This is a genomic window from Marinobacterium sedimentorum (assembly GCF_024267675.1).
GTDB lineage: Bacteria > Pseudomonadota > Gammaproteobacteria > Pseudomonadales > Balneatricaceae > Marinobacterium_A > Marinobacterium_A sedimentorum.
Map to the genome: position 1 here is coordinate 40726 of NZ_JALDYX010000022.1, position 26085 is coordinate 66810.

20 protein-coding genes and 2 pseudogenes are annotated in these 26085 nt (G+C 58.5%); 13 read left to right on the top strand and 9 right to left on the bottom strand.

The genetic code is table 11. The features are described 5' to 3' along the window. Window positions 1-5 precede the first annotated feature (5 nt). Both mnmA and MRS74_RS16665 read right to left on the bottom strand, forming a co-directional pair. On the bottom strand, window positions 6-1115 hold the full coding sequence (mnmA, locus tag MRS74_RS16660) for a tRNA 2-thiouridine(34) synthase MnmA (protein ID WP_254581407.1): 1110 nt from the start codon (window positions 1113-1115) through the stop codon (window positions 6-8). Then, window positions 1112-1594 (bottom strand): NUDIX hydrolase, encoded by a 483-nt coding sequence (locus tag MRS74_RS16665; protein ID WP_438362344.1) that lies wholly within the window; start codon window positions 1592-1594, stop codon window positions 1112-1114. Before MRS74_RS16665 ends, mnmA begins: the two co-directional genes overlap by 4 nt. 72 nt (window positions 1595-1666) lie before the next feature. On the opposite strand from MRS74_RS16665, the gene moaE reads away from it, so the two are divergent. After that, complete coding sequence (moaE, locus tag MRS74_RS16670) at window positions 1667-2119, top strand: molybdopterin synthase catalytic subunit MoaE (protein ID WP_254581408.1); 453 nt, start codon at window positions 1667-1669, stop codon at window positions 2117-2119. Window positions 2120-2193: 74 nt separating this feature from the next. Here the strand turns inward: moaE and MRS74_RS16675 are convergent, their stop codons facing one another. After that, a complete protein-coding gene (locus MRS74_RS16675) occupies window positions 2194-2868 on the bottom strand; it encodes a pseudouridine synthase (protein WP_254581409.1) in 675 nt (224 codons plus the stop codon). A gap of 95 nt (window positions 2869-2963) precedes the next feature. On the opposite strand from MRS74_RS16675, the gene icd reads away from it, so the two are divergent. Further along, window positions 2964-4223, top strand: coding sequence for an NADP-dependent isocitrate dehydrogenase (gene icd, locus MRS74_RS16680; RefSeq protein WP_254581410.1), 1260 nt, complete (start codon window positions 2964-2966; stop codon window positions 4221-4223). Between the two features lie 167 nt (window positions 4224-4390). On the opposite strand, the gene cspD is transcribed toward icd, so the two are convergent. Next, complete coding sequence (cspD, locus tag MRS74_RS16685) at window positions 4391-4603, bottom strand: cold shock domain-containing protein CspD (protein WP_067295063.1); 213 nt, start codon at window positions 4601-4603, stop codon at window positions 4391-4393. A gap of 237 nt (window positions 4604-4840) precedes the next feature. On the opposite strand from cspD, the gene clpS reads away from it, so the two are divergent. Together clpS and clpA are read left to right on the top strand one after the other, a co-directional pair. Then, window positions 4841-5209: an ATP-dependent Clp protease adapter ClpS gene (gene clpS / locus MRS74_RS16690; protein ID WP_067382598.1), complete on the top strand. Its 369-nt coding sequence runs from the start codon at window positions 4841-4843 to the stop codon at window positions 5207-5209. Window positions 5210-5222: 13 nt separating this feature from the next. Further along, window positions 5223-7493, top strand: coding sequence for an ATP-dependent Clp protease ATP-binding subunit ClpA (clpA, locus tag MRS74_RS16695; protein ID WP_254581411.1), 2271 nt, complete (start codon window positions 5223-5225; stop codon window positions 7491-7493). A gap of 384 nt (window positions 7494-7877) precedes the next feature. Here clpA and infA read toward each other — a convergent pair whose 3' ends face one another. From infA to trxB, 4 genes are all read right to left on the bottom strand, one after another. After that, window positions 7878-8096, bottom strand: coding sequence for a translation initiation factor IF-1 (gene infA, locus MRS74_RS16700; RefSeq protein WP_007019821.1), 219 nt, complete (start codon window positions 8094-8096; stop codon window positions 7878-7880). A 141-nt stretch (window positions 8097-8237) separates the two neighbouring features. Further along, on the bottom strand, window positions 8238-8945 hold the full coding sequence (locus tag MRS74_RS16705; protein WP_254581412.1) for an arginyltransferase: 708 nt from the start codon (window positions 8943-8945) through the stop codon (window positions 8238-8240). A 6-nt stretch (window positions 8946-8951) separates the two neighbouring features. Further along, window positions 8952-9659, bottom strand: coding sequence for a leucyl/phenylalanyl-tRNA--protein transferase (aat, locus tag MRS74_RS16710; protein WP_254581413.1), 708 nt, complete (start codon window positions 9657-9659; stop codon window positions 8952-8954). 62 nt (window positions 9660-9721) lie between these two features. Then, the gene (gene trxB / locus MRS74_RS16715; protein ID WP_254581414.1) at window positions 9722-10678 is read right to left on the bottom strand and encodes a thioredoxin-disulfide reductase; all 957 of its coding nucleotides are present in this window, start codon (window positions 10676-10678) and stop codon (window positions 9722-9724) included. Between the two features lie 568 nt (window positions 10679-11246). On the opposite strand from trxB, the pseudogene MRS74_RS24345 reads away from it, so the two are divergent. The 7 genes and pseudogenes from MRS74_RS24345 to MRS74_RS16745 all read left to right on the top strand — a co-directional run. Then, window positions 11247-11762: pseudogene (locus MRS74_RS24345) on the top strand (DNA translocase FtsK 4TM domain-containing protein); the annotation flags it as partial. A 705-nt stretch (window positions 11763-12467) separates the two neighbouring features. Then, window positions 12468-13955: pseudogene (locus MRS74_RS24350) on the top strand (DNA translocase FtsK); the annotation flags it as partial. Between the two features lie 2 nt (window positions 13956-13957). Further along, window positions 13958-14593 carry an outer membrane lipoprotein periplasmic chaperone LolA gene (gene lolA, locus MRS74_RS16725; RefSeq protein ID WP_254581415.1) on the top strand — a complete coding sequence of 212 codons (636 nt, stop codon included), beginning with the start codon at window positions 13958-13960 and terminating at the stop codon, window positions 14591-14593. Then, on the top strand, window positions 14593-15939 hold the full coding sequence (locus MRS74_RS16730) for a replication-associated recombination protein A (RefSeq protein WP_254581416.1): 1347 nt from the start codon (window positions 14593-14595) through the stop codon (window positions 15937-15939). The genes lolA and MRS74_RS16730 overlap by 1 nt, the downstream gene beginning before the upstream one ends. 85 nt (window positions 15940-16024) lie before the next feature. Next, on the top strand, window positions 16025-16396 hold the full coding sequence (crcB, locus tag MRS74_RS16735) for a fluoride efflux transporter CrcB (RefSeq protein WP_254581417.1): 372 nt from the start codon (window positions 16025-16027) through the stop codon (window positions 16394-16396). 23 nt (window positions 16397-16419) lie between these two features. Then, window positions 16420-17694, top strand: a complete 1275-nt coding sequence (gene serS, locus MRS74_RS16740) for a serine--tRNA ligase (RefSeq protein ID WP_254581418.1) — start codon at window positions 16420-16422, stop codon at window positions 17692-17694. Between the two features lie 100 nt (window positions 17695-17794). Further along, entirely contained in the window at window positions 17795-19024 is a 1230-nt protein-coding gene (locus MRS74_RS16745) for a UbiH/UbiF/VisC/COQ6 family ubiquinone biosynthesis hydroxylase (RefSeq protein ID WP_254581419.1), read from the top strand. A gap of 485 nt (window positions 19025-19509) precedes the next feature. On the opposite strand, the gene MRS74_RS16750 is transcribed toward MRS74_RS16745, so the two are convergent. Continuing rightward, window positions 19510-20052, bottom strand: a complete 543-nt coding sequence (locus MRS74_RS16750) for a phasin family protein (protein WP_254581420.1) — start codon at window positions 20050-20052, stop codon at window positions 19510-19512. 391 nt (window positions 20053-20443) lie between these two features. Between MRS74_RS16750 and MRS74_RS16755 the strand changes: the two genes are divergently transcribed. Together MRS74_RS16755 and MRS74_RS16760 are read left to right on the top strand one after the other, a co-directional pair. Continuing rightward, entirely contained in the window at window positions 20444-23362 is a 2919-nt protein-coding gene (locus MRS74_RS16755) for an insulinase family protein (protein WP_254581421.1), read from the top strand. 466 nt (window positions 23363-23828) lie between these two features. Continuing rightward, window positions 23829-25922: a sensor histidine kinase gene (locus MRS74_RS16760; protein ID WP_254581422.1), complete on the top strand. Its 2094-nt coding sequence runs from the start codon at window positions 23829-23831 to the stop codon at window positions 25920-25922. The last annotated feature ends 163 nt before the right edge of the window (window positions 25923-26085 follow it).

The following is a 26085-nucleotide window of genomic DNA, read 5'->3' on the forward strand; positions in this document are numbered from 1 at the left end:
AGCGCTTACTCCGAGCCGGTTTTACCCGTGGTTTCAATGACCCCGCCACCCAGGCAGGTCTCTGCGTCGTAGAACACCACGGACTGGCCGGGTGTGACGGCGCGCTGGGGCAGATCAAAACGCACCCGGTAACCGCCATCTGTACCGGCGTCGATCACGCAGTCCTGATCGGCCTGGCGATAGCGCACCTTGGCCCTGCAGCGGTGGGGCAACGGCGGGCACTGGCCATTGATCCAGAAAATATCAGTGGCGCTGAGCCAGTCGCTGAACAGCAGATCGTTCTGTTTGCCCTGTACGGCGACAAGCACGTTGCGCTCCAGATCCTTGCAGGCGGAAAACCAGGGTTCTTCCGGATGGTTTTTCAGTCCGCCGATACGCAGGCCCTGACGCTGCCCTATGGTGTAGTACATCAGGCCGGTGTGCTGGCCGATGACCTCGCCATCAGGGGTTTCGATATCCCCGGGCTGGGCGGGCAGGTACTGTTTCAGAAAGTCCGCAAAGCGACGTTCGCCGATAAAGCAGATGCCGGTGCTGTCTTTCTTGGCATGGGTGGCCAGATCATGTTCTTCGGCGATGCGGCGTACTTCGGGCTTTTCGAGCTCGCCCACCGGGAACAGGGTCTTGGCCAGTTCAGCTTCGCCGACCTGGTGCAGGAAATAGCTCTGATCCTTGTTGTTGTCGAGCCCCTTTTGCAGGCGGGTGTGCCCATCCTGGTCCTGGCGGCGCACATAGTGGCCGGTGGCGATAAGGTCGGCCCCCAGCTCGCAGGCGTAATCGAGAAAGGCACGGAACTTGATTTCCCGGTTGCACAGAATGTCGGGGTTGGGCGTGCGGCCAGCGCGGTATTCATCAAGGAAGTGTTCGAACACGTTATCCCAGTACTCGGCGGCAAAGTTGGCCTGGTGCAGCTTTATGCCCAGGCGGTCGCAGACGGCCTGGGCATCGGCGAGGTCGGCCAGTGCGGTGCAGTATTCGGTGCCGTCGTCTTCGTCCCAGTTTTTCATGAACAGGCCTTCGACCTGATACCCCTGCTGCATGAGCAAAAGGGCTGAAACGGAGGAGTCGACGCCGCCGGACATGCCGACGATTACTTTGGTGTTGGTGTGTGCGCTCATGGTGATGTCGGATCGGATCTCAGGGAGGTATGTTCTGTCACAAATTCAAGCGGATAACGCCGTCCCGCCAGGTAGTCATCAATGCATTGCAGCACCAGCGGGCTGCGAAGCTGATCGCGGCGCTCCTGCAGCTCGTCGCGGCTGAGCCAGTGGGCCGCAATGATGTCATCGTCCAGCTGGTAATCTTGCGCGCGCGCAAGCGCCGTCGCAACAAAGCAAAAACGGTAATAGGTTACTCCGTTGGACGGCGCCTTATAGGTATAGAGCCCAACCAGAGAGTCCGGGCGCACCTGCCAGCCGGTTTCTTCCAGAGTTTCACGCACTGCGGCCACCACCAGGGTTTCGTCTTCCTCGACATGGCCTGCGGGTTGATTGAACACCCGCAGGCCGTCGGATTCTTCCTCGACCACAAGGAAGCGACCATCCCGCTCGACGATGGTGGCGACGGTTGCGTGGGGCGTCCAGCACATCGGTTTCATCTCAGCCAATTCAAGGGGTGCACACGATAGCATTAATGCTATGATTTTTCCCGCCCGCAACAGGAGTCATGTATGAGTGATTTTATCAGTATTCAAACCCAGGACTTTGATATCGCCGCTCTGCACGCGCAGCTGCGTGCAGAGGATGCCAGCTGCGGTGCTATTGTCACCTTTACCGGCATTGTGCGCGAGCTCGAAGGCGCCGAACGGCTGCGGGGCATTTTCCTTGAACATTACCCCGGCATGACGCAAAAGGCGCTGGCCAAAATTGTTGCCCAGGCCCGGGAGCGCTGGCCGCTGGGGCAGGTTTGCGTGATTCATCGCATTGGTGAACTGCTGGGCAACGATAACATCGTCTACGTTGGCGTGGCATCGCGCCACCGGGTGGCGGCCTTCGAGGCGGCCCAGTTCATCATGGATTACCTCAAGCGCGATGCGCCGTTCTGGAAAAAGGAGTTGCTGGGTGATGATGCGCGCTGGGTCGAGCAAAAGGGTACTGACCTGGATGCGGCTGCAAAATGGTAACTGGTGAGTCCTAAGAGCCCAAAGCTGCCCTGTGCCAGGCTACGAAAGGGCCCTGTTGAACGGATAGTGATGGTCTAGCGTCGCCGTCCTGGTGGCTTTCTTGGAGTCGTTTTTCCCCTGTTTTTTCCATTCGCGGGTTTCTGGCTGGGGCGCCTTTGATCGCCGCCAGGAGCGCGGCCTGTGGTGCTTCTGTTGCCCTGTACGGGTTGAGGGGCTTCAATGCTGCGGTGCTGGCCAGGCTTAAGATCATCCAGTGACCAGCGGCCTATGGCGGTGCGTATCAGGCGCAGGGTCGGAAAGCCAACGGCCGCGGTCATGCGCCTGACCTGGCGGTTTTTCCCTTCGGTGATGCGCAACTCGATCCAGCTGGTGGGGATCTCTGCCCGTTGGCGGATCGGCGGGTTGCGTGGCCACAGCTTGGGATCCTCGACGCGTACGGCCCTGGCCGGTGCTGTCATGCCGTCCTTGAGCTCCACGCCCCTGCGCAGGGCCGCCAGTGCCGCTTCGCTGACGTCGCCCTCGACCTGGGCCAGATAAGTCTTCTCCATCTTGTGGCGCGGATGACTCAACTGATGCTGCAGTGCGCCGTCGTCCGTCAGTAACAGCAGACCTTCAGAGTCATAGTCCAGCCGGCCGGCGGCATAAACATCCTTCTGGCGGATAAAATCGGCCAGAGTCTTGCGACCCTGATCATCGGTGAACTGGGTCAGTACCTGAAAAGGTTTGTTGAACAGGATCAGCTGGGACATTGGACCTGATGGGCTATAGTGCGATAGCGGCAGAATTGCCTTTGTGTATACTCAGTCGGGCGATACTACTACGAATGTATTCAGTGGAGTAGAGAATGGGATATCAGAAAATTCAGGTGCCAACCGAAGGTGAAAAGATCACGCTCAATACCGACTTTTCCCTGAATGTCCCCAACAACCCCATCATCCCCTACATCGAGGGCGACGGTATCGGTGTTGATGTCACCCCGCCGATGATCAAGGTGGTGGATGCTGCTGTCGACAAGGCGTACGGCGGCAAGCGCAAGATTTCATGGATGGAGGTGTACGCCGGCGAGAAGGCGACGCAGGTCTATGAGCAGGATACCTGGTTGCCGGATGAAACTCTGGCGGCGTTCAGGGAGTTCGTGGTGGGCATCAAGGGCCCTCTGACCACGCCCGTGGGTGGCGGCATCCGCTCGCTGAATGTGGCGCTGCGTCAGGAGCTGGATCTGTATGTCTGTCAGCGTCCGGTACGCTGGTTTGAAGGGGTGCCGAGCCCTTTGAAAAACCCGCAGGATGTGGACATGGTGATCTACCGTGAAAACTCGGAAGACATCTATGCCGGCGTGGAGTGGAAGGCCGGTTCGCCGGAGGCCGACAAGGTCATTCGCTTTCTCAAAGAAGAAATGGGCGTTACCAAAATCCGTTTTGACGAGAATTGCGGTATCGGCATCAAGCCCGTGTCCCGCCAGGGTACGCGGCGCCTGGTACGTCAGGCGTTTCAATACGCGGTGGATAACGACCGCGCTTCGGTTACCCTGGTCCACAAGGGCAATATCATGAAGTTCACCGAGGGTGCCTTCAAGGACTGGGGTTATGAGCTCGCCGAGGAAGAGTTCGGTGCCACCTTGCTGGATGGCGGCCCCTGGATGAGTTTCAAAAGCCCCAAATCCGGCAAGCAGATAGTGGTCAAGGATGTCATTGCCGATGCCATGCTGCAGCAGATAATGCTGCGTCCGGCTGAATACGATGTGGTAGCGACGCTGAACCTTAACGGTGACTACATTTCCGATGCGCTGGCCGCGGAGGTTGGGGGTATTGGCATAGCGCCTGGGGCCAATCTGTCTGACGAAGTGGCGATCTTTGAAGCCACCCACGGCACGGCACCCAAGTATGCCGGCAAGGACCAGGTCAATCCGGGCTCCTTGATCCTGTCGGCTGAAATGATGTTGCGACATATGGGCTGGGTGGAGGCGGCGGATCTGATCCTCAAGGGTGTCGATGGCGCCATTGCCGCCAAGACAGTGACCTACGACTTTGAGCGTCAGATGGACGGTGCCACCTTGCTGAAAAGCTCGGAATTCGGTGACGCCATTATTGCCCGAATGCAGTGAGCTGATGATTTAACCTGTCAGTAAGAAAGCCATAAAAAAACCAGCCGTCGGGCTGGTTTTTTGCTGTCTGGGGCCTGAATCTGAGGCTGGAACGACAAAACCCGCGGGCAGGCAGGCTGCTTCGCGGGTTCAGTTCAATCAGTCAGTGGCAGTATGGGTGTTGTGGCTCAGTTCGTGCCTATTGGCTTGATATTGACAGCATGGGTCCCCTTGGGGCCTGGCTGGGTTTCGAACTCGACCAGTTGTCCTGCCTTGAGGCTGCGGTAGCCGTCGGACTGGATCGCCGAGTAGTGGGCGAACAAGTCCTCGTTGTGGTCATCCGAAAGAATAAAACCATATCCCTTGGCGTTGTTGAACCACTTTACTTTCCCTGTCTGCATGCGCGAATTCCCCTCGTTGACTGCCCTGAGCGCTTGTCTGCAGGAAACAAGCCTCAACTCCCAGACGCTGACTTGCTACAATGATGAAGTGGGCCCGGGGCGACTTCTTTACATTGAGGCAGGTACTGCTGATACTGGATCCCTCCTGCGTCACGGCAGTATAGCACCGGCTATCCGGGACGCTAATTGTCAGTCCCAATTTCATCTACTGACCAAAGTAAAGGCTAACATTCAGGCATGAGCAGTTCCGTATCAGTCAGGCTTTCGTCTGATAATGACAACGATGGGCATGATGAGCAGCATGGCGATCATAATTCAGGGCTGGCCACTGAAGAGGCCAAGCCAAAATTGAAGCGCCCGCCCATGTATCGGGTGGTGTTGATGAATGACGATTACACGCCCATGGATTTTGTGATTGAGGTGTTGATGATTTTTTTCGCGCTGGATCAGGAAAAGGCGACACAGATCATGTTGGCCGTCCATACTCAGGGTAAGGGCGTTTGTGGTATCTACACACGCGATGTGGCTGAAACTAAAGCCGCGCAAGTGAATCAATACTCAAGGGAAAATAAACATCCCTTGCTGTGTGAAGTCGAAAGCGTCTGATCAGGAGTCCGCCATGCTTAACAGAGAGTTGGAAGAGACCCTCAGCGCAGCCTTCCGGGTAGCCCGGGACAAGCGGCATGAGTTCATGACGGTTGAGCATTTGTTGCTCGCGTTGCTAGATAACCGCGAAGCTCAGGGGGTACTGAATGCCTGTGGCGCTGATATCGCAAAGTTGCGGCAGTCGCTGACTACCTTTATAGACGAGACAACTCCGCTGCTGCCGGAGAATATTCCCAACATGGAAACCCAGCCCACGCTTGGTTTTCAGCGTGTACTGCAGCGTGCTGTCTTTCATGTACAGTCGTCCGGGCGCCACGAAGTCACCGGCGCCAATGTGCTGGTAGCGATCTTCAGTGAGCAGGAGAGCCAGGCCGTCTTCGTTCTGCAGCAGCAGGGCGTGGAGCGCATTGATGCGGTCAATTACATTTCCCACGGCATTTCCCGCGTTTCGGATCACGACGCCCAGGAGCATGAGGTGTCGGTAGATTCCGAGGCCGGTGATGACAAGGACAAGAGCGCGTTGTCCAAGTATGCCGTCAATCTCAATATTCTGGCACAGCAGGGGCGTATAGATCCGCTGGTGGGCCGGGATGCGGAGGTTGAGCGCGTTATCCAGATTCTGTCGCGCCGGCGCAAGAACAATCCGCTGCTGGTTGGCGAAGCCGGGGTTGGCAAAACCGCCATTGCCGAAGGTCTGGCCAAGCTAATCGTCGAGGGGCAGGTACCATCGGTGATTGCAGATAGCGTGGTTTACTCACTGGATCTGGGTGCGCTGCTGGCGGGTACCAAGTACCGCGGTGATTTCGAGAAGCGTCTCAAGTCGCTGCTGGGCGAGATTCGTAGCCAGGAGCACTCGATACTCTTTATCGACGAGATTCATACCATTATCGGTGCAGGTGCCGCCTCCGGTGGCTCCATGGATGCCTCCAACCTGCTCAAGCCCATGCTCAGCTCCGGCGAGATTCGCTGTATTGGCTCGACGACCTATCAGGAATTCCGCGGCATCTTCGAGAAAGACCGGGCGCTGGCCCGTCGCTTCCAGAAGATCGACGTGCTGGAACCCAGCGTGCTGGATACCTACCAGATTCTGAAAGGACTGAAGAATCGCTTCGAACAGCATCACCAGCTCAAGTACACCGACGCGGCGCTGCGTGCAGCCTCTGAGCTGGCGGATCGATATATCAATGACAAGCATATGCCGGACAAGGCCATCGATGTTATAGACGAGGCAGGGGCCTATCAGCGTCTGATGCCGGAGGAAAGTCGCAAGCTGCTGATCGATGTGCCTGAAGTGGAAATCGTGGTGGCCAAGATCGCGCGTATCCCGCCGAAAAGCGTGTCTGCTTCCGACAAGGACCTGCTCAAGAAGCTCGATTCCAATCTGAAAATGGTGGTGCTGGGCCAGGAGCAGGCGATTGATACGCTGTCCTCTGCCATCAAACTGTCCCGGGCCGGCCTCAAGGAGGCCAACAAGCCGGTGGGTTGTTTCCTGTTTGCGGGCCCCACCGGTGTCGGCAAGACTGAGGTGACCTCGCAGCTGGCGCGGATTCTCGGTATTGAGCTGGTGCGCTTTGACATGTCCGAGTACATGGAGCGTCACACCGTATCGCGTCTGATCGGTGCGCCGCCGGGGTACGTGGGTTACGATCAGGGCGGGCTGCTGACTGAAGCGGTGACCAAGTCGCCGCACTGTGTGCTGCTGCTCGATGAAATCGAGAAGGCGCATCCCGAGGTGTTCAACCTGCTGTTGCAGGTAATGGACAACGGCACCCTGACTGACAACAACGGCCGCAAGGCGGACTTCCGTAACGTGATCATGGTGATGACCACCAATGCCGGTGCCGAGGCGATGAGTCGGCCGTCCATTGGTTTCACGCACCAGAATCATGCCAGCGATGGCATGGCCGCGATTCGTCGCATGTTCTCGCCGGAATTCCGTAACCGCCTGGATGGCATTATCCAGTTCAAGTCGCTGTCACCGGATATTATTCGTGGGGTGGTCGACAAGTTCCTTACCGAGCTGCAGGCGCAGCTGGATGAGAAAAAGGTCGTGCTGCATGTCGATGATGCCGCCTGTACCTGGCTGGCGGAGAAAGGCTACGATGACACTATGGGTGCCCGGCCCATGAAGCGTCTGATTCAGGAGCAGCTGAAAAAACCGCTGGCAGAGATGATTCTGTTCGGCGAGCTGGCGCAAGAGGGCGGTACTGTGGAGATCAGTGTCGGTGACGACGGTGATCTGGCGTTGCATGTGGTGTCGGAACAGCCGGAGGGCTGTCACTGATCTGACTGCGGCGACTGGCTATTCTTGTCAGTCGCTGCAGTTGCTCTTTTCTTTCATCCGAATTCTGTCATCCGAAGTGTTTACGCACTTAGCTGCGCTGCCTTTTGCTTGTCGCTACCAGCCAAACCCTATTGCGTTGCGTCAATACGCCGCATTTTGACGTCCGATTCAAAGCGCGTGTACAGGCAAATTTCTGTGCCTGCGAAAAAACGGCACAGCTTGGTGTTCGCGGCTGATGCGCGGGCTTGGCAGTATCTTTTAGCCGTCAGGCGGGCGATGAAGTTAACGCAGGCATTCTTCAGAGCTGAAACGCGCAGCACAGTGACAGCGAGGGTGCTGCCACTGAAGCTGATAAAGCGGAAGAGAGCTGGGTAAGGCGTGCAATCAGCGGGCGCGGTAGACGATGCGACCTTTGCTCAGGTCGTACGGCGTCAGTTCTACTTTGACTTTGTCGCCGGTCAGAATGCGGATGTAGTTCTTGCGCATTTTTCCGGAAATATGTGCTGTTACAACGTGACCGTTCTCGAGTTCTACGCGAAACATGGTGTTCGGCAGCGTATCGATGACGGTGCCCTCCATTTCAATGCTATCTTCTTTGGCCATTCAGTACCTACCTTGTTAAGGCTGTTGCTAACCCAGTCTTCCACGCTGATTTAATACGAATATCATCAGCGCTTCCCAGTGAAGCGCAGTATTCTGCCTTAAAAGCGGTGTTATATCAAAGAGATTCGCGTGTTGAAGTGATTAGCGTAATGCACTCCAGTGTCCGTCGAGCAGTAATTGCAGGGGGCGGAAGCCAATCTTGTAGCTCATTTTATGGCATTGCTTCACCCAGTAGCCAAGATAGAGGTAGGGCAGGCCCAGTTGGTGCGTCTGTTCTATCTGCGTCAGGATGCAGTAGGTGCCAAGGCTGCGCTTGGGTATATCGGGGTCGAAAAAGGTGTAAATCGCCGAAAGCCCCTGGGTCAGCTGATCGGTTACCGCAACGGCGAGCAGCTGGTCGTTCAGGCGCACTTCGAAGAAAAAGCTGCTGTCGTGGCCCTCCACCAGGAATGCCCGAAACTGTTCAATCGATGGAGGATACATGTCGCCGTCGGCGTGACGCGCATTGATATAGCGCGCGTAGAGGGCATAGTGCTCATCGGTCATGATCGGCGCCACGCGATTGCAGGACAGATCCCGGTTGCGATTCAGTACACGCTTCTGGTTTTTGCCGGGGCGGTAGTTGTCCACGGGAATGCGAACCGAGACACAGGCCTGGCAGCCTTCGCAGTGGGGGCGGTAAATGTGCTTGCCGCTGCGACGAAACCCGAGGTCCGACAACTGGCTATAGGCATCTGTGCTGATGACGGCCTGGGGGTCGACAAAGAGCGTGCGGGCCATGCGTCCGGGAATATAGCTGCACTCGTGTTCCGGTGTGGAGTAGAAGTGCAGCTGTCGCAGGGTAGTCACGGAGTCTTAGCCTCCAAATGCGCTGGCATCTATATCGAATTTCCAGCTCGGGCTGTTGGGAGTATCGATAATTCGATCCAGTTCCTGAAGAAAGGTTTCCCGTGTGATCTCTTCGGCTCCCAGGGTGACGAGATGCGGGTTGTGTACCTGGCAATCAATTAAAGGATAGCCCCAGTTTTTAAGTTGTACGACCAGCCAGGCGAAGGCGATTTTAGAGGCGTCTGTGCGGCGGCTGAACATGGATTCGCCAAAAAACATGCACCCAGACGCAATGCCATAAAGCCCGCCCGTCAGCTCACCATCCTGCCAGATTTCCACCGAATGTGCATGCCCGTTGCGGTGCAGCTGTCGATAGGCTGCGTGCATCTCGCTGCTGATCCAGGTGCCGCTACTGCCGGCCCGGGGGGCTGCGCAGCCATCCATGACAGCGCCGAATGCCTGGTCAAAGGTCACCTGATAGTCGGTACGCCTGAGGCGTTTGCGCAGGCTGCGGGAAATATGCAAGCGGTCGCTATAGATGACGCAGCGCGGGTCCGGGCTCCACCACAGAATGGGCTCGCCGGGGTTGTACCAGGGGAAGATGCCGTTGCGGTAGGCATGGAGTATGCGTTCGGGGTTCAGGTCGCCACCGGCTGCGAGCAGGCCGTTGGGATCCTGGAGTGCCTGGGACGCGGGCGGGAACTGATGGGACGTGCGGGAAAGCCAGGAAATCATCGAGGGTTCCCCGAGTGTCAGTCAGCGGGCAGGCCGCAGGGCCTGCCCGGGTATTGCGTGGCTTACTTTTCCAGATCGTCGAGGTAGCGCTCGGCATCCAGCGCGGCCATGCAGCCAAAGCCTGCGGATGTAACCGCCTGGCGGTAGACGTGGTCACTGACATCGCCGGCGGCGAAAACGCCGGCAACACTGGTGGCGGTGGCATTGCCTTCGAGCCCGGAGCGAATCTTCAGGTAGCCATTGTGCATGTCCAGCTGGCCTTCAAAGATATCGGTGTTGGGCTTGTGGCCAATGGCGATAAAGACGCCGGCCAGTTCCATGTCCTGGGTGCTGTCGTCTTCGGTGCTGCGGATGCGCATGCCGGTGACGCCGGTGTCATCGCCCAGGACTTCGTCCAGGGTGTGGTTCCAGACAATCTTGATGTTGCCGTTCTTGGCGCGTTCGAACAGTTTGTCCTGCAGGATTTTCTCGGAGCGCAGGCTGTCACGACGGTGCACCAGGGTGACCTCGGCAGCGATGTTGGACAGGTACAGCGCTTCTTCAACCGCGGTATTGCCGCCGCCGATAACCGCAACTTTCTGGTTGCGGTAGAAGAAACCATCGCAGGTGGCGCAGGCGGAAACGCCTTTACCCATAAAGGCTTCTTCGGATTCCATGCCCAGATACTGTGCTGATGCGCCAGTGGCAATGATCAGGGCGTCACAGGTGTAGATGCCCATGTCGCCCTTGAGGCGAAACGGGCGGCTGCGCAGGTCTGTTTCATTGATATGGTCAAACAGGATTTCAGTGTTGAAGCGCTCGGCGTGGGCCTGCATGCGCTGCATCAGCTCGGGACCCTGTACGCCTTCGGCATCGCCTGGCCAGTTGTCGACATCAGTGGTGGTGGTCAGCTGGCCACCGGCCTGCATGCCGGTAATGATCACCGGGTTAAGGTTTGCCCTGGCAGCATAAACGGCGGCTGTGTAACCGGCGGGGCCGGAACCGAGAATAATAAGGCGGTGGTGTTTGACTTCGCTCATGTTAGGTCCGTGTCGATGTTAAATGAAATGTCTGATTCGATGCTTGATGAGTAGCGTCGCGAGCCTGACGGGCATCTTGTCTATGACGGGAGTTGGCCGGCTGCTGCAAGGCAGGTGCAGGGCGCCTCGGGCGTATTGGTCACAGATTAGTGCTCGTCAGGCCGGATTCCTGTTTGGGTTGACGCCTGTTTTCATTGTGAAAACCCGCTGTGAAAAGTGACAGGCTTTCAAAATGAGGGCACTGGGCGCTGAATTCAATCCCTGGCGCATATGCGGGTGTCCAACTATATGAGTGTCTGGGCATCTGTTCAGTCGGCTGTCAGAATTGCCCTGTATAGTCTTTGTTATGGGGTTCAGACATCGGGTTCGGCTATCGGTGTGCTGATTCAGTAACCGCAAGTGCCGCATCGCGGGTAACTATCGCTTATTCATGTCTTTGCATCAATAGCGAGTCAACCCAAACCGCCAATTGTGGTATGTTGTTGGCCTGAAAAATCGGGCTAAATTAAGGGCTTGTTGTTTGAGTGAACAGAATTTGAAAGCATCGCTGTCGTTTACGGAACTGTTGGTGCGTATAGCCAAGGAATCGGCGCTGATGCTAGTGCTGGGTGTCTGTCTCTACCTGATGATAGCGGTGCTGGGGTACGACGGCCGGGATCCGGGCTGGTCTCACCTGGGCTATCAGCCAGAGGTCAGGAACCTTGCCGGTACCGCCGGTGCCTGGGTGGCGGACTGGCTGTTTTCCTTCTTTGGTGTTGGCGCCTGGCTGGTGCCGATACTGCTCGCCTATCCGTCCCTGCGCTTTTTGCTGCGCCGCAAGATTAGCTTGCTCGATGGCATGCCGTACCTGATTCTGCGCACCAGTGGCGGCCTGATGTTCGTGGCCGGGCTCTGTGCGCTGGCATCGCTGCATCTATCAAACGAGGTATTTGAGTATCCCTTTACTGCCGGCGGTCTGATTGGTCAGGCATTGTCAGACTGGATCGTGTCCTGGTTCAGTGTGCTGGGCGGCTCTGTCGTGCTCTGGACCCTGATGCTGGTGGGGCTGACCTGTTATGTTGAAGTGTCGATCGGCCAGGCGCTGGATTGGGTTGGGCGCGGGTTGCTGAGCCTGCCCGCCCGGATTGCGTCCCTGGGGAGTTTGCGCGCGCGCCGTGTATCGCGTTCCGGTGCTCATACGCAGACGCCGGCCGCTGCGAAGCCGGCCGCTGCACCGGGCTATAGCAGCAGTGTATCCAGCGCGCGGGTTCGCACTGAGCCTTTACAGAGCACAGCAGCTCAGGGCTCGACATTCAGCGGTTTGACAGAAGAGCAGGCACCGCTGTTCCTGACGCCTGAATTTGCCGATGAAGATGCGCCCTCTCAGGCCCAGAGCCGTAGCAGTGAGACTGCAGCTGGCCGTCCCGTGCCCCGGCCTGAGCGTGTAGAACCGAGCTTCTCGTTCGAAGAAAACCCGGCTGCCAGGTCAGCGCCGCAAGATCCGCGCGACAGCGTGAGTCAGGACTACAGCGATTATGCTGATGCGCCTTTTGCTGTTGAACAGGCTATGCCGAACGCAACAGATGCCAGAGCCGTCGCGCCGGGGCCTGTCGCCGTATCGCAAGTGCTGGATAGCGCAGTAGGCCGCATGGCGGCACCAAGTGGCGCTGCAGGGCAGGGAATGGACGAGGCGGTGCGCAAGGGTGTGCGCATAGTGCCACTGGCCGAGGCTCACAAGCCGATGCAGGACAGCGACCTGGGGCTTGATCATAATCAGGCCTCCACAGGTTTGCGTCCAGCGCGCCAGCAGGTGCCCTCGCTTGACCTGCTGGACCCGCCTGAATTGCATCAGGAGCAGGGTTACAGCGACGAACAGCTCGAAATGATGTCGCGCCTGCTGGAAGACAAGCTGAAGGACTTCGGAGTGGTTGCCGAGGTGGTGGAAGTGAACCCGGGCCCGGTTATCACCCGTTTCGAATTGCAGCCGGCGCCAGGCGTCAAGGCCAGCAAGATCACCAATCTGGCGAAGGATCTGGCCCGCTCCATGGCGGTGCTCAGCGTGCGGGTGGTGGAGGTCATTCCGGGCAAGTCGGTGGTGGGTATCGAGATACCGAATGAGTCCCGCCAGACAGTGCGCCTGAGTGAGGTTTTGAACTCCAAGCCCTATCGCGAGGCCGCATCGAAGCTGACGCTGGGGCTGGGGAACGACATCGCCGGTAATCCGGTGGTGGTGAACCTGGCCAAGATGCCCCATCTGCTGGTGGCCGGTACTACGGGGTCGGGCAAGTCGGTGGGCGTCAATGCCATGCTGCTCAGCCTGCTGTTCAAGGCCACGCCCGATGAAGTGCGCCTGATGATGGTCGACCCCAAGATGCTGGAGCTGTCGATCTATGAAGGTATCCCGCACCTGCTGACGCCGGTTATTACCGACATGAAGGAAGCCGCCGGTGGTCTGCGCTGGTGTGTGGCCGAAATGGAGCGGCGCTACAAGCTGATGGCCAAGATGGGGGTGCGTAACCTGTCGGGCTTTAACGAGAAGCTGCTCAAGGCGCAGGAGCAGGGACAGCCGATCAAGGATCCGCTGTGGAATCCGGAACAGGAAGGTCTGCCGTTTGATACCCCGGCGCCAGCGCTTGAAACGCTGCCGTACATAGTGGTGGTGATCGACGAGTTTGCCGACATGATGATGATCGTCGGCAAGAAGGTGGAAGAGCTGATCGCACGTATCGCCCAGAAGGCACGTGCGGCGGGCATTCACCTGATCCTGGCGACACAGCGCCCGTCAGTGGATGTTATTACCGGTTTGATCAAGGCCAACGTGCCGACGCGCATTGCCTTTCAGGTGTCCTCCAAAATCGATTCGCGCACCATCCTGGATCAGTCGGGTGCGGAAAATCTGCTGGGCAACGGCGACATGCTGTATCTGCCGGCGGGCGTCAGCGTGCCGAACCGCGTGCACGGTGCCTTTGTCAGCGATGAGGAAGTGCACCGCATCGTGGATGCCTGGAAACTCTACGGTGCGCCCGCCTATATAGACGACATTCTGAGCGATCCATCGGAAGGCGGCGCACCTTCTGCCGGCATGTTCGATGATGAGCAGGATGCGCTCTACGACGAAGCCGTAGCTTTTGTACTGGAGAGTCGCAAGGCATCGATTTCGAGTGTGCAGCGCAAGCTCAAGATTGGTTACAACCGCGCCGCCCGAATGATTGAAACCATGGAAGCTGCTGGCGTAGTTACGTCGGCAGGCAGCAATGGTCAGCGCGAAGTACTCGCGCCACCGCCACCGAGAGATTGATTATGAAACAGTTAGTTGCTGTTGGTTTTGCAGGTCTTTTGTCGTTATTTTCGGCGCCGCTCTGGGCGCTGGAGGCGGATGTGCGCTTGCAGCAGATGTTGCAGGGCTACGATACCTTCAGTTCCGAATTCGAGCAGTTTTCAGTGACGGACAATGGTCAGCGCACCGAGGCGACCAACGGCACTCTGCTGCTGCGCAAGCCCAACCTGTTCCGCTGGACCAGCGAAGAGCCGTTCCCCCAGGTGATCGTCAACGATGGTACCTACCTGTGGATTTACGACCCCGATCTGATGCAGGTTACGCGCAAGCCCTTTGATGCCAATGGCAACAGCGCGCCGGCCCTGATTCTGAATGGCCAGATCGACCGCCTGGGCGAGGATTTCACTATCAGGCTGGTGAATGAGTCCGGCAGCGAGGCGCTGTTTGAACTGCTGCCACGCAACGAGCAGAGCACCTTTACCCGCATCCGTCTGCTGTTTGTCGAAGATCAGATTGGTCAGCTCATGCTGGAAGACTCGCTGGGTCAGCGCACCACCATCCAGTTTCACAACCAGCAGCAGAACCCGTCTCTGGGCGCTGACCTGTTCAGCTTTGATGTGCCCGACGGCGCAGACCTGATACTCGATCCGGGTGCCTGATGGACGATCTGTTTGCCGATGACACCCCAGGTTATGAGCCGCTTGCAGCCCGTATCCGCCCCCGCAACCTTGATGAATACGCCGGCCAGCAGCATCTGCTGGCACCTGGCAAGCCTCTGCGTCTGGCGCTGGAGCAGGGTGTCGCTCATTCGATGATCTTCTGGGGGCCGCCTGGTGTCGGCAAAACGACCCTGGCGCGGCTTATGGCGCGGCAGATTGATGCCCACTTTCTGACGCTGTCGGCAGTGCTTTCGGGGGTCAAGGATATCCGTGCGGCCATCGAGGAAGCCCGTGCCTACAAGGCCCAGTCGGGACGCAAGAGCATCCTCTTTGTGGATGAGGTGCACCGCTTTAACAAGTCACAGCAGGATGCCTTTCTGCCCTATATCGAGGATGGCACCGTCATCTTTGTTGGCGCCACCACCGAGAATCCGTCGTTCGAACTCAATAACGCACTGCTGTCCCGCGCCCGTGTCTATCTGCTGCGCAGCCTGGAAACAGCGGACTTGCTGGGCCTGTTGCACCATGCGCTCAAGGATAGCGAGCGTGGTCTGGGACAGCGGCGCCTTGATGTCGCCGAAGGCGTGCTGCAGCAGATTGCCGTGGCGGCCGATGGTGATGCGCGGCGGGCACTGAACCTGCTGGAAATTGCCACAGACCTGGCCCAGCCTGACGGCGACGTTGAGCGCATTGATGAGTCGGTCATGACGGAGGTGCTCGGTGCCGGCGGGCGTCGCTTCGACAAGCAGGGTGATCTGTTCTACGACATGATTTCGGCGTTTCACAAGTCGGTACGCGGCTCATCGCCCGACGGTGCGCTCTACTGGTATTGCCGCATGCTCGATGGCGGCTGTGACCCGCTGTATGTGGCGCGCCGTCTGGTGGCCATTGCCTCTGAAGACATCGGTAATGCTGACCCCAGAGCCATGCAGGTCGCGCTGTCCGCCTGGGATGCCTTCGAGCGGGTGGGGCCGGCGGAAGGCGAACGGGCTATCGCCCAGGCTGCGATCTACTGCGCCTGTGCGCCCAAGAGCAATGCGGTCTACCGTGCTTTTAATCAATGCCGGGCCGATGTTGCCGCCGATGCCAGCCTTGAGGTGCCGGTACACCTGCGCAATGCGCCGACCAAACTAATGAAAGAGCTGGGCTATGGCGACGAGTATCGCTATGCGCACGATGAAGACGGAGCCTACGCAGCGGGAGAAGTTTACCTGCCGGAGTCGATTGCTGATCGGCGCTACTATGAGCCGAGTCGGCGGGGGCTGGAGCAAAAGATTGCCGACAAGCTGGATCATCTGGCCAGCCTCGATGCCCGCAGCGCCCGACGCCGCTATGCGCCCGAATAATTTCACCCGCATTATTTCAACTGCAGCGATAGCGTTGCTGTCGGTCTGAGCTGAATTGAATGCCCGCGAGACATAAGGATGATTCATGCTGCACTTGTTAGCGATTGCCACTGGGGGCGCCCTGGGTGCGCTGGGGCGTTACTGGATCAGTGGCCTGCTCAACAATGCCAATGGCCGCTTTCCGCTGGGCACCCTGACGTGTAACGTCGCGGGCTCTCTGCTGATGGGCGCGCTCTTCGTGCTGGTGCTCGAAAAGGCACGCCTGAGTCCTGAGTTACGCCCCCTGCTGATGGTCGGCTTTCTCGGTGCTTTCACCACCTTCTCCACCTTCGCGCTGGAATCGGTGGTGATGCTGCAGGAGGGGCATGTCATGTCCGCTTTAATCTATGTATCATTGAGCGTTATTCTGTGCCTTGCCGCCCTTTATGTCGGCATGTCGCTAACCCGTCTGCTGTGATTTAAAAGGTGCTTTGAGAACCCATGCTAGACCCTAAATACGTCCGCTCTAATCCAGAAGAAGTCGCACAGCTGTTAAAGAAAAAGGGCTTCGACTTTCCCGTCGAGCGCTTTAGCGAACTGGAACAGCAGCGCAAGGAAGTGCAGGTCATCACCGAAAACCTGCAAAATGAACGTAACAGCCGTTCCAAGCAGATCGGTAAGGCCATGGCCGCCAAGGAAGATGTAGCGCCGCTCAAGGCTGAAGTTAAGGCTCTGGGCGAGCAGCTGGACGCGGCCAAGGTTAACCTGGCTGATCTGCAGGCCGCGCTCGACGATCTGCTGCTGGGGGTGCCCAACCTGCCGGATGCGAGCGTACCCGAAGGGCTGAGCGAAGATGATAACGTTGAGGTGCGTCGCTGGGGCCAGCCGCGCACCTTTGACTTCACGCCAAAGGATCACATTGATCTGGGTGAGCAGCACGGCGAGCTGGATTTTGAAACCGCCGCCAAGCTGACCGGCGCACGCTTTGCCGTCATGAAGGGCAAGATTGCCCGCATGCACCGTGCACTGATTCAGCTGATGCTGGATACCCATACCGGCGAGCACGGTTACACCGAAGTCTATGTACCCTTCATGGTCAATGCGGATTCCCTCTATGGCACCGGGCAGCTGCCCAAGTTCGAGGCGGATCTGTTCAAGGTTCCCTTCGGCGATCGTGACTACTACCTGATCCCGACCTCTGAAGTGCCGGTGACCAACCTGGTGCGGGACGAAATCGTGCCGGCGGAGCAGATGCCGCTGCGCTTTACCTGCCATACGCCCTGTTTCCGTTCGGAAGCGGGCGCCTCCGGCAAGGATACCCGTGGCCTGATCCGTCAGCACCAGTTCGAAAAGGTCGAGTTGCTGCAGCTGGTCGAACCGTCCAAGTCCTGGGATGCGCTGGAGGAATTGACCGGCCATGCCGAGAAAATTCTGCAGATGCTGAACCTGCCGTACCGCGTGATTACGCTCTGTGGCGGCGATCTGGGCTTTGGTGCGGCCAAAACCTACGATATTGAAGTCTGGGTGCCGGGGCAGGACAAGTACCGTGAAATCTCCTCGTGCTCCAACATGCTGGACTTCCAGGCGCGGCGCATGAAAGCGCGCTGGCGCAACCCCGAAACCGGCAAGCCGGAGCTGCTGCATACGCTTAACGGCTCGGGCCTGGCGGTCGGTCGCACCCTGCTGGCGGTGCTGGAAAACTACCAGCGCGCCGATGGCAGCATTGAGGTGCCTGAGGTACTGCGTCCCTATATGGGCGGTGTTACCGAAATATAAAGGCACGCGACGCGCCACAACGATCTGTTGTGGCGCGTCCGCGGCTGTTTTTTCCCGCTTTGCACTGTCTCCCGCCTGAATCGAATTCGAAGAGCCCGTTATGAAACCACGCTATGACATCCTGATCGTCGGCGGCGGCATGGTCGGTGCGACCCTGGCCTGTGCGCTGGGCAACAGCGGCTTGTCGGTCGCCCTGATCGAGCATGATTTTGCGGCGCCGTTTGAGCCTGGGCAGCCGTATGACCTGCGGGTGTCGGCCCTGAGCGCGGCCTCACGCAACATCTTGCAGACCCTGGGCGTCTGGGAGGGGATCAGCAGCCGGCGTCTGTGTCCGTACCGGCGCATGAAGGTGTGGGAAGCGGATGAAGTGCGAGCGGCTACCGAATTCAATAGCGACGAGATCGGTTGCAGCGAGCTGGGGCATATCGTTGAAAATCGCGTGGTGCAACTGGCCCTGCTGGAGCGTGTGCGCAGCTTTGCCAATATTGATCTTATCTGTCCGGCCCGTACCGAGCATATTGAATACGCGCCTGGCAGCAGTCTGGTGCGGCTTGCCGATGGGCGCGAAGTTCTTGGTCGCCTGCTGGTGGCGGCGGACGGTGGACAATCCCGCGTGCGGCAGGCCGCCGGTATCGGTGTGACGCAGTGGGACTACGATCAGCACGCGCTGGTCGCCAGTGTACAGACAGGCTATGGCCAGCAGGACATCACCTGGCAGCAGTTTACCCCAACCGGGCCCCTGGCTTTTCTGCCGCTGGGGGGTAATCACGCCTCACTGGTCTGGTATGGCAAACCCGATACGCTCAAAGCCCTCATGGCGCTGGACGATGCTGCGTTTTTGCAGCAGGTCGAGCGCACTTTTCCGGCGTGTCTCGGGCAGATCGATAAGCTGTTTGCACGCGGCTCTTTCCCGCTGCGACGTCAGCATGCCCAGCGCTATGTCGGTGAGGGTGTCGTCCTTGTAGGTGATGCGGCTCACATGATCCATCCGCTGGCCGGGCAGGGTGTCAATATCGGTCTGCTGGATGCGGCGGCGTTGGCCGAGGTGATCGTCCAGGCGCAGTCTTGCGGCGAGCCCTTTGGTGCCGTACAGGTGCTGGCGCGCTACGAGGATGCACGAAGGCAGCACAATCTGATGATGATGCAGCTGATGGATTCGTTTTACCGGGTGTTCAGCAACCGCAATCTGCCATTAAAGCTGCTGCGCAATCTGGGCCTGGGGCTGGCGCAGCGGCTGGCCCCTGCCAAGCGCAAGGTCATCCGCATGGCCATGGGGCTGGAAGGTGACTTGCCGGCACTGGCGCGGGGTGAGGCGATCATTCGGGAATAGTAGCGAGCCAGGGATGGCGGACGTCCTGTAAATGCAGGAGCGCATTTCAAGGAATTGCCAGGAACCCTTCATCCTGAACATAAACCCTGCTCAGGTACATAAGCTACATGGGTGTAGTGAATGCAGCTTCTGCAGGAGCAATAAGCTGCCCGTGTACCCGCAGGATCTTAAGGATATCTTTGCGTAACCTGAGCCGCGCCGTTCCTCGGCTTGGGCATCCTGCGTAGCTCTACCTCCTACATCCTTGTAGTCGTGTGCATCCATGCACCCACGGTATCACCGCCAAGGATGGCGGAAGTCCTGTAAATGCAGGAGCGTTTTACAGGAACCGTTCATCCTGAACATAAACCCTGCTCAGGTACATCCTGTACCCGCAGGATAAATACGTCCCTGTATAAAAAAAGGGCTACCCGAGGGTAGCCCTAAAAAGGTCTGGCTGGGCCAGACCCGAGTGGTTGAGGACGTGGATCCCCAGAGAACACGGTTTACGCAGCGGTAGTCGCAGCAGGAGCAGCGGCTTTGCGCGGCGCGGCCTTGACCGGTGCTTTTTTCTCAGCTTCTTCAGCAGCAGGAGCGGCGGTGAAGGCGCTCATGTCAGCGAACTTGCTGAAATCGGGAAACTTGCTGAAATCGGGAAACTTGCTGAAATCAGCGAACTGTTTCATGTCAGTGAACTTGCTGAAGTCGCCGAAGAAGTTGGTCGGCAGTGCAGACATTTCACTGATGCTTTTCTCAACGATTTCGCTCAGCTGATCCTTGGCTTCAGTCAGGGTAGCGATTTCCTGTTCGGTAACGTCGGTCAGTTTCGATTCCAGAGTCTTGAAGAACTGAACCTGCAGTTCTATGGCAGACTTGGGTTCCTTGACAGACGTCAGGGCTTTCATCTGAGAGATGCTGCTGTTGAACAGGTCGGTGACGCAGGCAGACTGCAGGGCAAACAGCTTTTCGGCTGCTTTCTTGTTGATCTCGGTGATATCAACAACAGGCTGCATTTTGTCTTTCAGGTCTTTCATCATATCGTTGTACATGTTTGTTACCTCAATTTGATATTGGCGGCGTTAACTGGAATCAAATTTGTGCGTTGCAGCAATTGAGATCAAATATAGAGCCAGGCCATCGCTCTGTCAATCCATATTGCTGCGCTGCACAAAATATATTTCAAAGACCAAACTCGCACTGATATCCCTGTGTTCAGCAGTATTGGCAGAGTTTACGGGTTGCCTGGGTGCTGTTACAACGCAGATGCGAAGCAACTTGGCGGGCGCTGAAAACCCTTGCCTTGCACGGAACATCGGCGCCAATCTAACACTCGAATGCAACAGTTTTTTGAAACCGGGCGCAGAGCCTATAGAATGGGTGTTTGCGTTTTTCATCAAGGTCGCAGTGACGACCACGGACAGGTTGAGGCACATCGCTTTCATGCAGACACAGAACTGTCATTCCAGCTTTCGTTTTCTCCGCAGTGAAGTCATAGAATCACTGAACATTGAAATGGCGGAGTATGAGCATCAGCAAACCGGCGCGCGGCACTTTCACATCGCCGCCGACAACGAAGAAAATGTATTCCTGGTGGCGTTTCGCACAGTGCCGATGGATTCCACCGGCGTAGCCCACATGCTTGAGCACACGGCGCTGTGCGGCAGCAAGCGTTACCCGGTGCGCGATCCCTTCTTCATGATGACGCGCCGCTCACTCAATACCTTTATGAATGCCTTCACCAGCTCCGACTGGACCGCCTATCCGTTTGCCAGCCAGAACCGCAAGGATTACTTCAATCTGCTGGATGTCTATCTGGATGCGACCTTCTTTTCGCGCCTGGATCCGCTGGACTTCGCCCAGGAAGGTCATCGCATGGAGTTCAGTGAAGCCGGCAATCCGGATTCCCCGCTGGTCTACAAGGGGGTGGTACTGAACGAGATGAAAGGGGCCATGAGCTCCGCCGTCTCGACCCTCTACCAGACCCTTGGCAAGCATATGTTCCCGACCACCACCTACCACTACAACAGTGGCGGTGATCCGGAGTGCATTACCGATCTGAGCTACGACGAGCTGCTGGCGTTCTACCGCAGCCACTATCACCCCAGCAACGCGGTCTTCATGACCTTTGGCAATATTGCGGTTGAAGAGCTGCAGGCTCGCTTTGATGGCCAGGCGCTGGCGCAGTTCGAGCGTCTGGACAGCCATATACAGGTGAGTGACGAAAAACGCCTGCACGCGCCCATTCGCGTTGAGGAAGCCTATGCGCTGGACGAGGAGGACCTGTCCGGCAAGACCCACCATGTGATGGGCTGGCTGCTGGGGCAGTCAATCGATCTGGAAGCGCAGCTGCGCGCCCACCTGCTGTCCCGTGTGCTGCTGGACAACAGCGCCTCGCCGTTGCGCCATGCGCTGGAATCCAGTGAGCTGGGCAGCGCACCATCGCCGCTGTGCGGGCTGGAAGACTCCAATCGCGAAATGAGTTTCATGTGTGGTCTGGAGGGCAGTGATCCGCAGCACGCCGACGCCTTTGAAAAACTGGTGCTCGATACGCTGAACGCGGTGGCCGAAAATGGCGTGCCGCAGGAAATGCTCGAAGCCCAGCTGCATCAGCTGGAACTGTCCCAGCGTGAACTCAGTGGCGATGGCTACCCCTACGGCCTGAATCTGATCATGTCGTCTATCTCGGCGGGTATCCACAACGGTGACCCGATTGCCGTGCTGAACCTGGATCCGGTGCTGGAAAAACTGCGTGAGGATATCAAGCAGCCAGACTTCATCCAGACCATGGTGCGTGAACTGCTGCTGGACAACGCCCACCTGGTACGGCTGTCGCTGCGCCCTGACAAGCAGCTGGCAAGCCGTCGCGATGCGGCGGAAGCGGCCCAGCTTGAAGCCATTCGCGGGCGCCTGAGTGATGCTCAAAAGCAGCAGCTGATCGAGCAGACGGCAGCGCTGGAAGCCCGCCAGATGCAGGAAGATGACGAAAGCCTTCTGCCCAAGGTGGGTATCAGCGATGTGCCGGCAGAGATGAAAATCCCGCAGCCCCAGACACAGCTGCAGCAGCCGCTGGCGCTGGAGGCCTATGCGCAGGGCACCAACGGCCTGGTGTACCAGCAGCTGGTAATCGATCTGCCGGCGCTGGATGCGCAGGAGCGTCGTCTGTTGCCGCTCTTTACACACTGCCTCACGGAACTGGGCTGTGGCGAGCGTGATTACAAGCAGAACCAGCAGTATCAGTCCCAGGTCTGCGGCAGCATCGGTGCCTACACCGAAGTGCGTGGCGCGGTTGACAATGAGCAGCAGGTCAGCGGCTTCCTGGTGCTATCCGGCAAGGCGCTGGCCAGCAAGCAGCAGGCGCTGGTTGATCTGATGCACGAAACGCTGCAGAGCGCCCGCTTTGATGAGCTCAAGCGTCTGCGCGAAATCGTGGCCCAGACCCGCACCCGCAAGGAGCAGAGCATTACCGGTCAGGGGCATGCACTGGCCATGACCGCGGCGGTTGCCCGCATGAGTCCTGCCGCCCAGCTGGGTCATGAGTCCCGTGGTCTGGAAAGCATCCGCTTTATCAAGACCCTCGATGCGTCCCTCAAGGATGACAGTGCCCTGGCGCAGCTGGCGGCGCAGCTCGAGGGCATCAAGCAGAAACTGCAACGTGCGCCGCGGCGCTTCCTGCTGGTGGGTGACGCCGATCAGCAGGACAGCATGCAACAGCAGATCCAGGCCCGCTGGCAGGCTGTGGCCGTGAGCCCGGATTTCAGCGCCTTTGCGCTTGAGCCTGTGCGCGAATCGGTGTGCCAGCTCTGGACCACCAGCACCCAGGTGAACTTCTGTGCCAAGGCTTATCCCACAGTACCGGTCGAGCACGAAGACTCGGCGGCCCTGACGGTGCTGGGTGAGTTCCTGCGCAACGGTTATCTGCACCGGGCCATTCGCGAGAAAGGCGGCGCCTACGGTTCAGGTGCCAGCCAGGATTCATCCGATGCGGCCTTCCGTTTCTTCTCCTACCGCGATCCGCGCCTGGCCGAAACCCTGGACGATTTCGATGCATCCATCCGTTGGCTGCTTGAGACACCGCAGGACCCGCAGAAGCTCGAAGAGGCGATTCTTGGTGTGGTCAGCTCCATCGACAAGCCGGGATCGCCCGCCGGTGAAGCCAAGCAGGCCTACCACAGTACGCTCTTTGGCCGCACAGCGGCGCAGCGCAGGGCCTATCGTCAGCGCATTCTGGCGGTGACGCTGGAAGATCTGACCCGGGTGGCGCAGCGTTACCTGACCGGTGACAATGCCAGCGTTGCGGTGGTTACCAACCCCGCGGGTGCGGCAAAAATGGGCGAGGGCTACGAAGTCATCGCGATCTGATGCGCTGAGTGATGCTAGCAGCCTGTCGGACTTAACACTGATCTACTCGGCTCGGGCATCCTGCTTCGCTCTACCTCCTGCATCCATGCAGTCGTGCGGAAAAGCCGAATCTTTACGGTAAAGAGGGGTCATTTTTGTTTACTCTTTATAGGGCCACTATTCACAAGCTACATCCCTGTAGCTTGCCCGGTGGGCAGCTAACGCTGTGTAAATCGGCTTTCCTGCCGATTTATTGCCTCAAAAGAGCTCAAAAACTGCCTCATTCAATCGTCGGGAACGATTGAACGTGCAAACCCCGAAGGGGTGAAGCACATGGATGTGCTGAACAAAACGGACTTTCCCTCGCTACGATCGACCAAGCCCGACAGACTGCCTGAGCCAGACAGGGCCCCGTACGCGGGGCCCTGTCTTTTGTACAAAGGCTTTTCACAACAGGTTAAGTGTGACCATAAGGAAAGCGGTGCCCATGGCAGTATCAGGCAGAAACAAACGCCGTCTGGTGTTCTGGCTCGCAGGGCTCACGCTCACGGCCGCGCTGGTAACTCTGGCGGCGGATCGGGCGCGTGACTGGACTTTGCAGACGCTGCAAGGCGGTGGCAGCGAAGTGCTGCTGAGCCGTATCGGAGAGATCCGCAGCTGGCTCGACAGCTACGACTACCTGCCGTTTCTGCTGACGCAGAATCGGGATGTGCGAGCACTGCTGCTCTACCCCAATCAGGAGATGGGTGTGCGGGTCAGTCGCTATCTGGAGCAGACCAGTCTGGTGGCCGGTTCCACCGCGCTCTTTATTCTGGATGGCAGCGGCCGTGCCGTGGCGTACAGTCGCTGGCGTGATCAGCAGGATTTCTATCTGCGTTCGCACCGCTCAAGGGACTATTTCACCGATGCCCGCGAGGGCAATCAGGGGCGGCGTTTTCGGATTGATTCCGATCAGCAGCAGCCGGCGTTTTACCTCTCGGCGCCCATCTATGACGAGCAGCGCTTTATTGGCGCCTCAGTGGTGCGCCTGAGTCTCGAGTTGTTGCAGGCAAGACTGGGGGCCAGTGTGCCCTGGATGCTCAGCAGCAGTGAGGGAATGGTCTTTGCGTCCTCGCAAAAGGACTGGCTGCACCGCGACTTCGGTGAGCTGTCCGGCGATGCGCGCCAGAGCCACCTGGGCAACGGCACCGCGGTTCATCTCTGGCCGTCCGAGTCGGGTGCTGAATCAATGGCGCAGTCGGTGCGACTGGACGATCTAGGCTGGACCCTCACGGTGCTGCAGGATACCGCGGTGGCCAAGCGCAATATGCGTTCGGCCATGCTGGTGACCCTGGGGGGCTGCATTGCTGTTGCATTGTTGCTGCTGTTCTTGCGCGAGCGGCGCCTCAAGCAGCGCTCGCAACAGCAGGCGCAGCAGGCGCTGGCCAGCAGCGAGCAGCAGCAGCGCGATATTATCGACACCGCCCAGGTGGGGCTTATCACCGTGGACGAGCGCGGTCTGATGCTGTTTCTTAATGGCACCGCGCTGAAGCAGTTTGGTCTGTCGCCATCGCTTGCACTGGCGCAACCCCTGCGCCGGTTACTGGCGCCCGCGGCGGAATTCGGCGTGCTGGAGCGTGCCCTTGGGCGCCTTGGCGAGCGCGGCTTTGCCGCCCTGATCGGGCAGGAGGCCGTCGGGGTGCGCGGCGATGGCAGTGAATTCCCGCTGCTGTTCTCCATTCGCGCCATGCAGGGGGCGCGCAAGGTGGGAGAGGGGGCGCACTACCTGGTCACGGTGATTGATATCTCCAGGCGCAAACGGCTGGAGCAGGCGCTGCAGGAGGCCAACGAAACCCTGGAGGCGAAGGTGGTTGATCGCACCCGCGAGCTGCAAAGCATGCAGCAGGAGCTGCTGCAGGCTGAAAAGCTGGCGGCTCTTGGGCGCATGGCCAGCGCCGTGGTGCATGAGTTGAATCAGCCGTTGACCGCCATGCGGACCTATGTGGCCATCTGTCGCAAAATGCTGCAGCAACCGCAGATGCTGGATGAAAGCCTGGTCGAGGTGGATGGTCTGGTGGATCGCATGGCGGTGATTACCAGCCAGCTGAAAACCTTTGCCTATCGCAAACCCGAACGCATGGAGGCGGTTTCCCTGCTGAACGCCATCGAGCAGGCGCTGGCGCTGTTTCGTGGCCGTTTTGCAGAAGAACAGGTGCAGGTCGATTTCAGCCCCGATATCCCGGACGATCGCGTGGCCGGCGACAGCGCAAGGCTTGAACAGGTGCTGGTGAATCTGATCAAGAATGGCTGTGATGCCATGCTGGATTCGCTTGAGCCGCGCCAGCTGTCACTGCGGCTGAGGGCCGAAGGTGGCTGGCTCGAATTGCAGGTAGCGGACAGGGGCACCGGCATTGCCGAAGAAGCACTTGGCAAGCTGTTCGAACCCTTCTTCACCACCAAGCATATCGGCAGCGGCCTGGGGCTGGGCCTGTCCATAGTGCGCAGCATTGTGCGCGATCTTGGGGGTGAAATTCACGCCGAGAATCCGCCCCAGGGCGGCGCCTGCTTTACCTTGCGCCTGCCGCAGTATAAGCAGGGCTGAGATTCTCCACAGCTTCGCTGCGGATGTCGGAATTCGCTACGCTCATTACCAACCTACGGTTGCCGTCTGTAGGCTGGAATGAGCCTGCGAATTCCGGGAAACAGGGTAAAACTTGCGGCGATCTAAGTGTGTCCACTTTTGTGGGGGCACATCAGTTTCTATA

Coding starts and splice junctions, on each gene's coding strand:
- crcB (WP_254581417.1), top strand. CDS start 16,025: ATGCTGCACTTGTTAGCGATTGCCACTGGGGGCGCCCTGGGTGCGCTG.
- aat (WP_254581413.1), bottom strand. CDS start 9,659: ATGATTTCCTGGCTTTCCCGCACGTCCCATCAGTTCCCGCCCGCGTCC.
- serS (WP_254581418.1), top strand. CDS start 16,420: ATGCTAGACCCTAAATACGTCCGCTCTAATCCAGAAGAAGTCGCACAG.
- clpS (WP_067382598.1), top strand. CDS start 4,841: ATGAGCAGTTCCGTATCAGTCAGGCTTTCGTCTGATAATGACAACGAT.
- cspD (WP_067295063.1), bottom strand. CDS start 4,603: ATGCAGACAGGGAAAGTAAAGTGGTTCAACAACGCCAAGGGATATGGT.
- moaE (WP_254581408.1), top strand. CDS start 1,667: ATGAGTGATTTTATCAGTATTCAAACCCAGGACTTTGATATCGCCGCT.
- lolA (WP_254581415.1), top strand. CDS start 13,958: ATGAAACAGTTAGTTGCTGTTGGTTTTGCAGGTCTTTTGTCGTTATTT.
- MRS74_RS16755 (WP_254581421.1), top strand. CDS start 20,444: ATGCAGACACAGAACTGTCATTCCAGCTTTCGTTTTCTCCGCAGTGAA.
- MRS74_RS16675 (WP_254581409.1), bottom strand. CDS start 2,868: ATGTCCCAGCTGATCCTGTTCAACAAACCTTTTCAGGTACTGACCCAG.
- MRS74_RS16730 (WP_254581416.1), top strand. CDS start 14,593: ATGGACGATCTGTTTGCCGATGACACCCCAGGTTATGAGCCGCTTGCA.
- mnmA (WP_254581407.1), bottom strand. CDS start 1,115: ATGAGCGCACACACCAACACCAAAGTAATCGTCGGCATGTCCGGCGGC.
- MRS74_RS16750 (WP_254581420.1), bottom strand. CDS start 20,052: ATGTACAACGATATGATGAAAGACCTGAAAGACAAAATGCAGCCTGTT.
- clpA (WP_254581411.1), top strand. CDS start 5,223: ATGCTTAACAGAGAGTTGGAAGAGACCCTCAGCGCAGCCTTCCGGGTA.
- trxB (WP_254581414.1), bottom strand. CDS start 10,678: ATGAGCGAAGTCAAACACCACCGCCTTATTATTCTCGGTTCCGGCCCC.
- icd (WP_254581410.1), top strand. CDS start 2,964: ATGGGATATCAGAAAATTCAGGTGCCAACCGAAGGTGAAAAGATCACG.
- MRS74_RS16745 (WP_254581419.1), top strand. CDS start 17,795: ATGAAACCACGCTATGACATCCTGATCGTCGGCGGCGGCATGGTCGGT.
- MRS74_RS16665 (WP_438362344.1), bottom strand. CDS start 1,594: ATGAAACCGATGTGCTGGACGCCCCACGCAACCGTCGCCACCATCGTC.
- MRS74_RS16760 (WP_254581422.1), top strand. CDS start 23,829: ATGGCAGTATCAGGCAGAAACAAACGCCGTCTGGTGTTCTGGCTCGCA.
- infA (WP_007019821.1), bottom strand. CDS start 8,096: ATGGCCAAAGAAGATAGCATTGAAATGGAGGGCACCGTCATCGATACG.